Here is a 12,877-nt window from a genome sequence, read left to right as displayed (position 1 = left end):
CAGGTATTTTTTACGCCCCTTCCGTTTGAGCTTTAACTCTCTCTATTTCTCCATTTAACCAATCCGCCAAACCGGTCTCATGCGTCATCAGAGTCTTAAGTTCTTCTTCAAGATTGCTTGGCTTGATAACAATTACCCAGCCGGATTCATACGGGCTTTGGTTTATCAATGTCGGTTTTCCTTCCAGGATCTCATTGACTGAAATAATCTCACCGCTAATTGGCGCATATAGCTCACCGATCCACTTGGCGGATTGCATCTTGCCGAATGATTCACCCTGTTTTACTTCATCTCCCTCAAACGGAAGGTCGACATATACAATATCACCAGCCGATTTCTGCGCAAAATCTGTTACTCCAACTCTAACTTTTTTGAATTCAACCCTGGCCCAGATGTGTTCCTTATGATAGTGCAAATCATCGGGCATATCATATCCGTTAATTTCTGCCATTTTCTTTCCTTTCGAAATATAAATAAGGGATCAGTTTTCAGTGTTCAGGTGTCAGCAGTTTAGTTTCTGACACCTGACGCCTGACACCCGAAACCAAATTACAGTCCCATAGCCTCAGCTACCAATGCCGGAAGATTTATATATTCCAATTTAGCCTTCGCTGCTCTACCTGCCAGCGTAAGTTGTTCTACACACATAGGACAGGCCGATGTAAGGACTTCTGCGCCGGTTGCTACAGCCTCTTTAATTCTGTCATTGGTAATAGCCAATGCCAAATCAGGTTCCAATGCCCTAACAGCCCCTATGCCACTACCACAACAACCGGAAGCCTCTCTGTTTCTTTCCATTTCCTTAAGGGTGATGCCGGGAATGCTTTCGATCACTTTCCTGGGTGCATCAAATATTCTTGCATGCCTTCCCAAATGGCATGGGTCATGGTAGGTCACAGTTTTATTTATTTCTTTGGTAAATTTCAACTCCCCTTTTTTAACCAGATCCGCAAGATATTCACTTATGTGAATAACCTTGAAGGGAAGCTTGTCTTCTATAATCTCAGGATATATATCCTTGATGGTATCCAAACAACCTGAACATGCGGTTACCAATGTCTTAACACCTGCCGCATCCAAGGCTTCCATGTTATGCAATGCCATATCTCTTGCCACTTTGGTATTGCCGCCCCAATACTCCATTACTCCGCAGCACCACTCCTTATCAGCCAGATATGCAGGCGCGGCTCCTGTAGCCTTGAGAATTTTTATTGTAGCCTCTGCTTCTTTACGATCACGATAGACGCCATAGCACCCTGAAAAGAAGATAGTATCTCCTTTATCAGGAAGTTCAAACTTTTTAGCCAGTTTATTCTTTTCCTCCAGGCTTCCCCCGAAGGTATTCTTGTTTTTGGATACGGTAGCATGAAGTTCCTGCATTATTTTAGGTTCCAACCCCAGTGCAATCGCATCCTCTCTCATTTCCCGGACTATTTTTGCCGTATCAACTAAGGATTTGCCGTTTCTCATATCTACTGACCCGCATTGCTCCACGCAACTTTTACATCCAAGACAGGTATAAAGCACTTCAACAAGCTCGGGAGAATAATCAATGGCGCCCTCCAGAATTCCCGCGGCAACTGCAACTCTTCCCCTGCTGAAATAATGTTCAAATCCTCCGGTATGTTCCCTTACGGGGCAAACATAACGTACTTTTTCAGAGTATTTTGCCCGACAGATACCACACCTTGCACATCTGGCAACATTATATCGATATTTTTCTAGCATATCTTTTCCTCCTCTCTACAAACCCCAATGTCCGGGATTAATTATATTGTTGGGGTCCATTGCTTTCTTTAAGGTGCGCATGAATTCATAATAAGAAGGTGACCAGTTGGCGCCTGTAACTCCGGCGGGTATACGCTGGGCGGTTGTTGCAAACAGCCCGTCATTTATCGTGACATTAACAAACTCGTCAGCTATTTCCATAACTTTCTTTCTTGCTTCCGGAACATTAACCTGCCAGTAAACATTTGTCGAAAGATAGCACTCGCCGTGCCCCACAGGCAACATAACATCCATTCTGACACCGCCATATTCCTTTATGCCTTTTTCTTCGAATCTTTGATCAATCAGCTCAGCATACTTGTTAAAGAGTCTCGGAAGATCTTCTTTGGGAACATGCGTCTCGAGAAATACCCACATACCTATCGAAGCAAGCTTTCCCATTTCACGATACATTTCTCCGGTGCCGGCTGCACTGGCCTGCATATGAATCGCTTCCGAACCCATTTCACCCCCTGCCGCCTTGCAAACCTCATCTACTACCTTAATCTTGCCTGTTACCTCCTCTTCCTCATATCCTCTGGTATAGCATAATAAAACCCAACATGGGTCTTTCATAAACAGCGCCGTAGCATTGGGTGCAAGTCCGACAAGATTAGTATAAGGAAAGGGCTCTATCGCCATCAACCTGGACATGGCATTCCAGATATCGTCAAAACTCTTGAAAAGAAAGCCTCTTGGTTTGGCAACCGTTTCGAGGGGGTAAATTGAAAGCGTTACTTCGGTCTTGATGCCGAATGTTCCTCCATCACCGATGAATATACCGGTTGTATCGGGTCCGCCCCCATCACGCATGAAGGTGGTTTTACGATGCACATTAGTCCCCGGACCTCCCCCGGTTTGGATCACGCCTCCGGTGGGCGTAACTATTTTCATGCCCAGTATATGATTCGCATTGGGTCCCACAACTTGCGTTCGCGTCGACCATCCTCCACCCATAACGCCGCCTATCAAGCCACCGAGCGTATCCGCATAATAGGGCGCCCAGACAAGATTTGCATAATATCCCTTTTCGGTCAGCTTGGTTCCCAGCTCGCAAACACCGATGCCTGCCTCAGCTGTTACCGTCATGTTTTCTTCATTTATCTCAATTATTTTGTCCAGCCGTGTAGTATCAATTACTATACTTCTTCCGGGTATGCCTGCCGGAAAACCAAAAATAGAAGCGCCTCCACCCCGCGGGATTACCGGAGTATGAGTCAGATTTGCAAGTTTGATGATCTCCGATACTTCTTCGGTGCTGCCGGGCCTTACTATTATCCCCGGAACCTTTCCCGGAACAGGACTTGAGTCGCGGGAATATGCCCACAAAGCAAAGTCGCTGTCTGTTGTAAATTTGGAACCAACAATCATCGCCAATTCACCATACAATGGATGATGTTCTTTGACTCGCATTACATTCATTTTTTACTCCTTTCTATGCATAAATGGTTAAATCGTTTTATAATATTTAAATTGTAACATAAGACTCAACGGACTAAGACGGGTGCAGTCACCGATGCCTCTGCTGCTATCTCCGCATCCAATGTAGCCCATGGCAATTTCCATCTTGTCTTGGAAGTTGTCGTGACCATGCTATTCAGAGTGACTACAATGAGGATGCTAAGCCCTAGCGAAACAAACCACAGCACCCACTTGCCCCAGACGGGCATTCCGGCAAAATTCAGTGCGATTACGATCGGGACATCTATTATACCCCATCCTGTGGCAAACGCAAAGAACGGTAAAAGTGAAATGAGAGGCCGTTTCCAGCCCGTCAGAATCGGTACAAAAAAGTACATCAGAACACCACCAAAAAGCCATGAAGTTCCGTTTATCCACATATTATATATCGGAAAACCCAGAAATGTCAGCATTTGTGGCGGTTGGTATACATACGCCCCCATGGCGACACCTGGGACTTCGGCTACAAAGTCAAATAGGCAAAACAAAACCCATAAAATGATAAAGCCTTTGGTCTCCAGTCCTTTTTTTAAATAACTGTAGGCAATATAAGACAAGAGCGGAAATACAGCGGTATAACCAATGAGCATCCAAAAGGGCATGATTATTCCATATGCCTGGTATACAGGCATTATTGAGTTAACCGGCATTGTAACATGTACAAGTACTTCAAGGTTCCCCTCATTAAAAAAAGCTATAATCCCGGAACCCATCGTAAAGAGTAGTATCGGGTCTTTATGGCGTATGAGTCTATATACCCCATAAGCGATTATGCCCGCGAGTATTACAGACATCCAGACAATCTGATAAATCATTATGGAATCGGACGCTAATTGATCCACTTGCATTGGAAATATGTTCCCGTAATCAGCTATTTCTTCAGCCTGCAAGATTCCGCTACAAAAAAACAGAAAAGATAAGCCCAGTAACAATCCTAAAATGCTATAATTTCTTATCTCTTTCATGATATTTGATAGCCTCCTCACGACTCAAATAATAATCAATCTTTTTAATGGTAAAGCAAATCACGGCACAAGTGCGCAAGGCCCTCCAAGAAACACCCGTATAGCAACAGCAGGACCCGTGAAAAGAAGCAGATAAAGCCCATTCATGACCAAAATCCAGATGATAACACGCGCCAGTTCCCGCTGCCAACCGGCAGCAAAACGCTGTGCACCGAACCATGATTCGAATCGCACATGCCCGTTTGCAGCTCGCAATCTCAACACCCATAGGGTAATTACGGCATAAAAAACGAAAGGCACTACCGGATAAACAAGCGGAAAGTTGCCCTTAGCCATAACAAACACCGGGCCGATCAGAGGTTTTATATAGGAGTGAATGCCGTTTTTTACGCAAAGTCCCTCCACTAACAAGTCAAAGAGATAGAATATCGGAATACCGATAACAAGCACCGCACCGAGATTACTCAATTGCGGATACCGCGCATGCAGTTTTCTGACAAGCCATAGCATTACAGAATATATGCCGGCAAAAAAAGCTCCATATTGCCAGATCAGATTCAAGGGCTTGTTTGGTGAAGTCCACAAAGTAGAACCCCAGGGCATAAGAGTAAGCTTTGGATTGAATAGCAGGTAGCAGCCCCAATCAGCGTATGGTTCCTGCCAGAACATGGTTGTTGTGGCAATGAACAGCAGCGTGCCGAAAGTCAGCTCCCTGGCACGACGGCTATTACGAATAAGATATATGAGTACAATAAAAAAAACAACAAGCATGAGTTTTTCCTGCACCCAAATTGCAGAAAGATTAGGATTGTTGAATCCCGGCGGCAGTTGCATATTATCAACTACGGCACCAGCGGTCCCACTTTCTAACTGTTGGCTCGAAGGCACGGTAATATCCGTTGCCGCCATGGCCGGATATGCAACAAGGGCAATAAAAAGAATCATGAAACCGTAAAGACAAGTTTTGTTAAACATCCTTACCCCCTTCTTCAGCAGTATAATTTTTCAAATCCCGTTTCTTCTTGCCAACAAAACAACTTCCAACTAATCCTTATGTCCTATGCTTAAAATGTGCCAAAATAATTATACTAATAAATACAATTATATAAACAACTAAAGCTTTTGCGAATATGGAATACAACACTTATATGTGTTGTTATTCACACTTATTGTGATAAAGTGCGAAATAAGATACGCTTTATTTGACCAACATAGGAGATTCTCATGCATATTGATGAAAATATTTTTTTTCGGGAAGCCACACTACGCATATGCGGAAGCCTGGAGATTGAAAGAGCACTGTGGGATTGTTTTATGTATATCCGTGACTATATCCCGGCAGATATTATGCTTGTAGATGTTTATGACACAGATACAGGAATAGGTGAAACCATTGCAAAAGCAGATTTAAACGGAGGAAAACTTACATCCGTCAAAACCATTGCCCAGGAAGATACGAAACGGATTATCGAGGAAACAAGAAAAAAGTCTGATATGCTATCAAAAGTTTTGGTGGCTGACCGAATCGGTGATCATCCTATAATGGGGCCTATGTCTGAAGTAATCGGCCATCCTGATGCCGCCTTTATGGGAATTGGTTCAAATCCTGAATGGGATTTAATTGCAGGTATTTTTATCGGTAATAACAAAGGAGAAAAATACTCGGAAAAGCATGTGCGACTGTTTACGCTTTTGGATAAGCCTTTTACCATCGCTCTTTCCAATTATCTGCGTTACAGGGAGGTCTTGAAGCTCAAGGAGAGCCTGGCAGATGACAACCGGTATTTGCAACAAGAGTTGCGGCAACAAACGGGAGAAGAAATTGTAGGTGCTCATTTCGGCCTGAAGCAGGTCATGGAAATGGCCGGGCAGGTAGCACCCCTGGCCAGCCCCGTTCTCCTGTTGGGAGAAACCGGAACCGGAAAAGAGGTCATGGCCACGGCCATTCATAATCTATCGCTACGCAAAAACGGTCCTTTTATTAAGGTGAATTGTGGCGCAATTCCGGAATCACTTATGGATAGCGAGCTTTTCGGCCATGAAAAGGGCGCATTTACAGGAGCTTTTTTACAAAAACGGGGACGTTTCGAGCGGGCCCAGGGCGGTACGATCTTTCTTGATGAGATTGGTGAGTTAACGCCCGGAGCGCAAATCAGGCTATTGCGGGTAATACAGGAAAAAGAGATTGAACGTGTTGGCGGAACAGAGACCATCAAGGTTGACATTCGTGTTATAACCGCCACGCACCGCAATCTTGAGGCCATGCTGGCTGAGGGCAAATTCCGCGAAGACCTTTATTTTCGCCTTCGGGTTTTTCCAATTGTTATTCCGCCACTTCGTGACCGTCGTGCCGACATTCCTGCACTGGTCCAATATTTCATGATGAAAAAAACCAGAGAGATGGGTTTTGTAAATATCCCCTCTCTTGCTCCAGGAGCAATTGAAAAACTAATGAATTACAACTGGCCCGGCAATGTAAGGGAACTGCAAAATGCAGTTGAACACGCCCTTATCCTCGGCAGGGAACAACCACTGGCTTTCGACAATCTGGGCGACATTATCCCTCGCGCAAAAACAATAATACCCGATAGTGAAATGGAAAACCCCCTCAATCTTGAACAAGCAACTACACAAGCAATTGTAAAGGCCATGAACAAGGCTGGTGGCCGTGTGGGAGGGGAAAAAGGTGCTGCAAAGTTGTTGAATATAAACCCTTCAACTCTCAGGACGAAAATGCGCAAACTTGGCATTCCTTTTGGCCGTAAAAATAATGTGTGAGAATTTCTAATGACAATCCAAAATACTACATGATTTCAATTTACTCCATAAGCCGATCATTTATAACAACCCAAAGCGTGTAACAAAGATCCATATGGACACTGGAACAAAGTCTCGTTTTGCGGAAAGAAGAAGTGCCGAGAGAATTAATTCCAACCTTAAAAACAATTATGGAGGCCCTAAAGAAAATGACGGCTCCATTTGCAACCGTAATCAGAAACGGCGTGCACGAGCGTATATCGGCCTCACACCTTGTCCCTGGCGATATTGTAATTCTTGAAGCAGGAATAATTATTTCCGACGATATCAGGGTAATAGAGTCATCACGGTTGAAGATTGAAGAAGCCGCACTTACAGTGCGAATCTGTCCCGGTTGAAAAGCAAACTAAAGCTCTGCATGATGAACATCTTCCGATTGGTGACAGGAAGAACATGGCATATAAAGGTACTTTTGTTACTTATGGCCGTGGCACAGGGATTGTTACATCAACAGGCATGAATACTGAACTCGGCAAAATCGCAACCATGCTTCAGGATGAGGAAGAAGTAAAGACACCGCTTCAGAAAAGGCTTTTAAGCTTTGGTAAAAAACTCGCCTTTGCCATTCTTGCAATATGCGCTATTGTCTTTATAGCAGGCATTTTAAGGGGGGAAGCTCCTTTACTGATGGTATGTCAGCAGGTCAGTGCATTAGAAGGTTTGGAAAGTAAAATTGGGAGCGATCAAATATCTGTATTCGGTTATTTCATGACGGGACTTGCCCTTAGCAATGATGCCGAAACGGATGGAGAAAACAATATTATCGGTGATCCCACTGAAACTGCTTTGTACACTGCCGCGAAGCTTAACGGTTTTGATAAAAAAGAATTAGAAAAAAATTTCCCCCGCGTTGCCGAAATTCCCTTTAATTCAGACAGAAAGTGTATGACCACCTTTCATAAGTGGCAGGCATCAAGTTCGGAACCGGAAGATAAAGTTGCTTTCATCTCTTTTACAAAAGGAGCCCTGGATGTTTTAATTGAAAAGTCGGTTGATGTCTTAACATCTAAGGGAGTAACGGCAGTTGATATTGGTGAGATTAACAAGATTAACGATGCGATGGCTGCCGATGGCATGAGGGTTCTTTGTCTTTGCATTAGAAAGTGGGCTGCATTGCCTGACGATTTAGTTCCTGAAAATGTTGACAACATCCGGAAGTTTATAAAGTATATCATGACTATCAATGAATTATTGTTTACCCTTGCATTGTCGTCTGTGGTTTTTATTGCGGTAGAGATCGAAAAATTTATCAAGAGAAAAAAAAGCTTGAATGTTTTCTGAAATGGTTTTGCAATAGATCTCCCATACCGTCACTCCTGTGAATGCCGCTGGTTAGAACTACTTGACTATATTGGGTGACGCCATTTGCTCTTCCCAAAAATCGAGATGGGCAGGCACGAAAAACAAGCAAATCGGGCCTGCCCGAAACGTTGGGCATCTTTAAAACGAAAGGCAAAAAAACATATGGGTTAAGCGATCCTTGAAACGATCACGATTTTATAGCGTTGGTCATAAGCTCACCCACCCGTCGGGTGAAACCGGCAGGGTCGTTTATTTTGCCACCCTCGCTGATGGTGGCAAGGTCAAACAGAAGGTGGGCGTAATCTATGAGAACCGGCGCGGCAGCATCCTTTTCAAAGATCGAATTGATCTTATCGACAACCGGATGGTCCATGTTCAGTTCGAGAATCCTTTTTGCGTCGGGTGTTTTTTGACCCGAGGCCTTGAGAATTTTTTCCAGGTAGGCGCTCATGTCAGAGCTGTCCCCGGAAAGACAGGCCAACGAATCGGTGAGGCGGGTGGACGGTTTTACTTCTTTTATTTTTTCTTCCAAAAGCAGACGGAGTTGCTTGAAAAGGCCATCATATTTATCCTTTTTGTCATCGTCGACCTTGTCTAACGTAAGGTCGCCCTTTTCAGCACTTTTTAACGATTTGCCTTCGTATTCGGTGAGAGATTGAACCACCCATTCATCTATCGGGTCGGACATGAGCAGGACCTCATAATTCTTTGCCTTGAGCTGCTCCAAAAGAGGGCTGTTCAGAAGAGCGGTCATATTATCACCGGTAATGTAGTAGATTTCCTTCTGATCGGGCTGCATGTTGTCCACATACGTCTTGAGTGAAACCCACTTGCCGTCTGATTTGCTTGTCTTAAATCGCGCCAATTCGGCGATTTTGTTCTTGTTTTCAAAGTCGGAATGAATACCAACTTTGAGAACGGGCCCAAATTCTTCGTAGAATTTTTCGTATTCTTTGTCTTCCAGACCTTTCAGCAGTTCCAGAATCTTTTTGATAAGATTCTGGCGGATATTTCTCACCAAAGCGTTTTGCTGGAGAATCTCACGACTGATATTCAAGCTGAGATCCGATGAATCTACAACCCCTTTTACAAATCGGAGGTATTCCGGCATCAGCTCCGCACAGTCGTCCATAACAAAAACCCTTTTGCAGTAAAGGTGGATACCATGTTTTGCATCAGGGTTAAACATGTCAAGGGGCGCTTTGGAAGGTATGTACAAAAGGGCAGTGTATTCGGTGGTTCCTTCGAATTTGCTGTGCAGCCTCGCCAGGGGAGGATTCCAGTCATGGCTGATATGCATGTAAAACTCTTCATGTTCCTTGTCGTCGACCTCCTCCTTAGCCTTGGCCCATATCGCCTTCATGGTGTTTAAGGTTTCTTCCTTTACAACCTTGCGGGTGGTCTTCCCAAGGGGTTTGCCGTCCTTGTCCTTGATTTGCTCCGCTTCCGGAAGGGGTTCTTCTTTTTCAACATCCATAACCACCGGGTAGCTGACAAAGTCGGAATGCTGCTTGACAATGTGCCTGATGACCCATTCATCCGTAAAATCCTGTTCCCCGTCTTCTTTTTTCTTTAGTTCAAGGGTTATTGAAGTTCCCCGGCTTTCCTTTTCAGCTTCTTCGATGGTATAGGTTCCGTCTCCATGGGATTCCCAGCGAACCCCCTTTTCCGATCCGGCCGCTCTGGTCAGGAGGGTGATCTTGTCTGCTACGATAAAGGCGCTGTAAAATCCGACACCGAACTGGCCGATCAGTTCAGGGGTAAGGGTGTCTCCCTTGCTCTGCTCCATGGCCGCCATGAAAGCAGCCGTTCCGCTTTGAGCAATGGTTCCGATATTTTCCATAACCTCGTCATAGGTCATACCGATGCCATTGTCCGAGATTTCAAATGTCTGTTTGATTCCGTCCGGGGTGAGCTTAATCTTAAATTCCGTGTCGTTACTCAGAATATCGGGGTTTGTTTGGGCCTCAAATTGCAGTTTGTCGATGGCATCCGATGCATTGGATATCAGTTCGCGGAGAAATATCTCCTTGTTTGAATAAAGAGAGTTAATGATCAGCTTCAAAAGCTGCTTAACTTCCGTTTTGAATTCGTGGGTTTCTGCTTGATTACTCATAATTCCTCCAGTCAAAAGTCTGTTTTCAAATAATATAAAAATATACTCTAAAATGCGTGTTATTTTTAATTTGTCAACCCGTGTGGCTATATTATGGGCGTATAAAATTAAACTTATAAGATCGAATGACAGCCGGCTTTCTTCATCTAAATATCATTTAATTACTTGACAGAGGGCATCCAGGTTATGAATCGATATTATATTTGAAACAAAATTATGACGGACCTTTTGTTTTTCGTTCACCGGCAAGTTGTACCTTTCCGGCCGTAGAAACATTTATCAAATCGGGAATCAATCAAACAAAAAAGCGCATTATGGCTTGAATTAAAAGAAACTATAAAACTAAAGGGCGTTATATATTAAAATAACAATAGAATATGCATCTCAGAGTAGTATAATAATAATTAATTATCGTGTAGATAAAAAAATAGCCTCCTGATAGCATAACGGGGAATTATCGAAAACTACCATTTGATAAAAGGAGGCTATTTAAATGATTGATGACGTAAGCAGGTATAATTATTTTTGTCAATTTCGTTCGGCAATACGCACAGGGTAACCGCATTTAGAAATCAACCTGCCAGGACTTTCATAAGATAATCATTATCCCAACCAGCCCTAAGTCGTTTTGATTTTATGCTCTTTTTCGGTGTTGTTTCTTTTTTAATCATATTCAAGGCAATATGTCTGAGCACAGCAAAATTTTCCGGTGCATTTCCAATTCTAATTCTGCTCTCATCTTCCCGGAACGTAACATCTAATACCCAGTGAAGGCTATTTTCAATACCCCAATGACTACGGACGGCATTGCCAAATTTTTTTGAATCATTTGCTATGCTGCCAATGTAATAGCTTGTTTTTTTTCTGTCTTTTCGTCGAATTGCCTTTCTCGATCAACCATACAAATTGTATTCAGATTTTTCCAGTTCTCTCTGCCTTGGAGCCAATCTATATCTGATGTTGTGCAATATCGCCGTATCTCAATTCTACCATGTCCGCCATCAACGCTCTCATAATAGTCGTATATCGAATCCCTAAAATTTCTGGAAAACTGTTCCTGAAAATACAACTTTATGTCATCATGCAATTTGCTTTGATTCCCCTTAAGAGAAAATATATGACGACGCCGAAAACTCGGTTGGCTTGCCGTTAAATTCAGCGACAGTATTTGAAGCACAAATGATAGTTGATAGAATACGCAATGTGAGAAAAGAATGAACCGTTTGATGTAAGCCGTTTAACGACGGATTTAGATTAGCATCAAACAGCTTAAAATTTAATTACATCAAAGCAAATACTGCTTTGAGCATTTTCGGCGAGAAAGCCCGTCAAGGACGTTGGAGCGAAACAACTCCTGGAGGGACAATTTAAGGGCTTCTCTCTGAATTCTTTAATCCGGATAAGGAATGATGTGGCGGTCAGCTAATAGTTGGGATGCCGGATAAACGTAACGATTAGATAAAGAGTTCGCCGCATGAGAGAACCGCCGGAAGCAAAGTGCATATTACCAAAAGTGCAGCAATAGAACTGTTTTCTCAATTTGGCTAAGAATATAAACAACTGATTATATTTGAATTATATTTTACACATTTTTGCTTGACATAAGGAGTATAGAATGTCCCGCACTATCCATGGTTGTAAAAATCGGGCCGCCGAACGCTGAATCCCGGAAGGTTCATTTTAAATCGCTCTCCTTGGGGCCGGAAACAGTTTTATGCTGATTGGAACCAACAATGATTGCTGAGCCATCTTTGATCAACTGCTGCCCAAGTGTCACGACCCTGCCGGATAACTCTTCCCCTTCCACCTGGACACGGTCTCCTTCGATGATACCTGTCTTTACCTCGCACCAGGCCACAGACTTACCGTCTTTGCTTACAATAAAAACCCCCGTTTTATCATCACGAGTGGTTATGGCTTGTTGAGAAATAATCGTGGCCTCCTGCACCCTTTCCAAAACCACTGTGGCTCTAAGTTCCGCTAAAAGTCCGCCGCAAAACTATCGGCACACGCTGAATCTGAGCCACCTCAACCGGCTGGGGCTGTATAGCCTTATCTTTTTTGTCGGATTCGGTCTTATCCCGAAACTGCCTGAAGAAAAGTACGCTTAATCCTGCAATAATACCGAGCAAAATATCTGCAATAATAATTTTAGACCTGCCCGATTTCATTTTAAAACTACCCCCATTGGATATAAAGCCGTTATAAAGTAATGAGCCAGTTTCAAAACGTCCCATTTTGGCCGATCTCTGCGTTGGGTGAAAATTATAATCCTCGAAATACTCCATGTATTCCTGCGGTTAAAATTTTCCCCCGCCTTGACCTTGACCAAACTGAAACGTTTTGAAAGTGGCTCTAATTTATGGTATTTATGTTATATAGGATTTTGCACTTTCGGGGTAAATATTGCAACCAAAATTGCTTGGGACTGATTACTTTATGGTTTATC

General features: G+C 43.4%; 12 protein-coding genes and 1 pseudogene. 3 read left to right on the top strand and 10 right to left on the bottom strand.

Annotated features, from left to right (window positions below; all coding sequences use genetic code 11):
• Positions 1-10: 10 nt before the first annotated feature.
• The 5 genes from gcvH to KKC46_22605 form a co-directional block, all read right to left on the bottom strand.
• Positions 11-451 carry a glycine cleavage system protein GcvH gene (gene gcvH, locus KKC46_22625; protein ID MBU1056598.1) on the bottom strand — a complete coding sequence of 147 codons (441 nt, stop codon included), beginning with the start codon at positions 449-451 and terminating at the stop codon, positions 11-13.
• 98 nt (positions 452-549) lie between these two features.
• Positions 550-1,728 carry a (Fe-S)-binding protein gene (locus KKC46_22620; protein MBU1056597.1) on the bottom strand — a complete coding sequence of 393 codons (1,179 nt, stop codon included), beginning with the start codon at positions 1,726-1,728 and terminating at the stop codon, positions 550-552.
• A 15-nt stretch (positions 1,729-1,743) separates the two neighbouring features.
• On the bottom strand, positions 1,744-3,189 hold the full coding sequence (locus KKC46_22615) for an FAD-binding oxidoreductase (GenBank protein MBU1056596.1): 1,446 nt from the start codon (positions 3,187-3,189) through the stop codon (positions 1,744-1,746).
• 65 nt (positions 3,190-3,254) lie between these two features.
• Complete coding sequence (locus KKC46_22610) at positions 3,255-4,193, bottom strand: hypothetical protein (GenBank protein MBU1056595.1); 939 nt, start codon at positions 4,191-4,193, stop codon at positions 3,255-3,257.
• 60 nt (positions 4,194-4,253) lie between these two features.
• A complete protein-coding gene (locus tag KKC46_22605) occupies positions 4,254-5,168 on the bottom strand; it encodes a spirocyclase AveC family protein (GenBank protein ID MBU1056594.1) in 915 nt (304 codons plus the stop codon).
• A gap of 249 nt (positions 5,169-5,417) precedes the next feature.
• Between KKC46_22605 and KKC46_22600 the strand changes: the two genes are divergently transcribed.
• From KKC46_22600 to KKC46_22590, 3 genes and pseudogenes are all read left to right on the top strand, one after another.
• Positions 5,418-6,971: a sigma 54-interacting transcriptional regulator gene (locus KKC46_22600; protein ID MBU1056593.1), complete on the top strand. Its 1,554-nt coding sequence runs from the start codon at positions 5,418-5,420 to the stop codon at positions 6,969-6,971.
• Between the two features lie 170 nt (positions 6,972-7,141).
• A pseudogene (locus KKC46_22595) lies at positions 7,142-7,619 on the top strand (ATPase).
• 18 nt (positions 7,620-7,637) lie between these two features.
• Positions 7,638-8,291, top strand: coding sequence for a hypothetical protein (locus KKC46_22590; protein MBU1056592.1), 654 nt, complete (start codon positions 7,638-7,640; stop codon positions 8,289-8,291).
• A gap of 208 nt (positions 8,292-8,499) precedes the next feature.
• Here KKC46_22590 and htpG read toward each other — a convergent pair whose 3' ends face one another.
• The 5 genes from htpG to KKC46_22565 all read right to left on the bottom strand — a co-directional run bounded on the left by htpG (position 8,500) and on the right by KKC46_22565 (position 12,665).
• Positions 8,500-10,428: a molecular chaperone HtpG gene (gene htpG, locus KKC46_22585; GenBank protein ID MBU1056591.1), complete on the bottom strand. Its 1,929-nt coding sequence runs from the start codon at positions 10,426-10,428 to the stop codon at positions 8,500-8,502.
• Positions 10,429-11,000: 572 nt separating this feature from the next.
• The gene (locus KKC46_22580) at positions 11,001-11,309 is read right to left on the bottom strand and encodes an ISAs1 family transposase (GenBank protein MBU1056590.1); all 309 of its coding nucleotides are present in this window, start codon (positions 11,307-11,309) and stop codon (positions 11,001-11,003) included.
• Positions 11,261-11,515, bottom strand: a complete 255-nt coding sequence (locus KKC46_22575; GenBank protein ID MBU1056589.1) for a hypothetical protein — start codon at positions 11,513-11,515, stop codon at positions 11,261-11,263. Before KKC46_22575 ends, KKC46_22580 begins: the two co-directional genes overlap by 49 nt.
• A gap of 588 nt (positions 11,516-12,103) precedes the next feature.
• Positions 12,104-12,391, bottom strand: coding sequence for a hypothetical protein (locus KKC46_22570; protein ID MBU1056588.1), 288 nt, complete (start codon positions 12,389-12,391; stop codon positions 12,104-12,106).
• 7 nt (positions 12,392-12,398) lie between these two features.
• Complete coding sequence (locus KKC46_22565) at positions 12,399-12,665, bottom strand: hypothetical protein (protein MBU1056587.1); 267 nt, start codon at positions 12,663-12,665, stop codon at positions 12,399-12,401.
• Positions 12,666-12,877: the final 212 nt, after the last annotated feature.

This window comes from Pseudomonadota bacterium, from assembly GCA_018817425.1.
In the GTDB taxonomy this organism is placed as follows: Bacteria; Desulfobacterota; Desulfobacteria; order Desulfobacterales; family RPRI01; genus RPRI01.
Note: the sequence above shows the minus strand (reverse complement) of the source record. Positions and strands in the feature narration are given on the sequence as shown.

What these genes read in the sequence shown, in the direction of transcription:
- gcvH (MBU1056598.1), bottom strand. Translation starts at nt 451, where the DNA reads ATGGCAGAAATTAACGGATATGATATGCCCGATGATTTGCACTATCAT.
- KKC46_22620 (MBU1056597.1), bottom strand. Translation starts at nt 1,728, where the DNA reads ATGCTAGAAAAATATCGATATAATGTTGCCAGATGTGCAAGGTGTGGT.
- KKC46_22565 (MBU1056587.1), bottom strand. Translation starts at nt 12,665, where the DNA reads ATGGGACGTTTTGAAACTGGCTCATTACTTTATAACGGCTTTATATCC.
- htpG (MBU1056591.1), bottom strand. Translation starts at nt 10,428, where the DNA reads ATGAGTAATCAAGCAGAAACCCACGAATTCAAAACGGAAGTTAAGCAG.
- KKC46_22590 (MBU1056592.1), top strand. Translation starts at nt 7,638, where the DNA reads ATGGTATGTCAGCAGGTCAGTGCATTAGAAGGTTTGGAAAGTAAAATT.
- KKC46_22615 (MBU1056596.1), bottom strand. Translation starts at nt 3,189, where the DNA reads ATGAATGTAATGCGAGTCAAAGAACATCATCCATTGTATGGTGAATTG.
- KKC46_22610 (MBU1056595.1), bottom strand. Translation starts at nt 4,193, where the DNA reads ATGAAAGAGATAAGAAATTATAGCATTTTAGGATTGTTACTGGGCTTA.
- KKC46_22600 (MBU1056593.1), top strand. Translation starts at nt 5,418, where the DNA reads ATGCATATTGATGAAAATATTTTTTTTCGGGAAGCCACACTACGCATA.
- KKC46_22605 (MBU1056594.1), bottom strand. Translation starts at nt 5,168, where the DNA reads ATGTTTAACAAAACTTGTCTTTACGGTTTCATGATTCTTTTTATTGCC.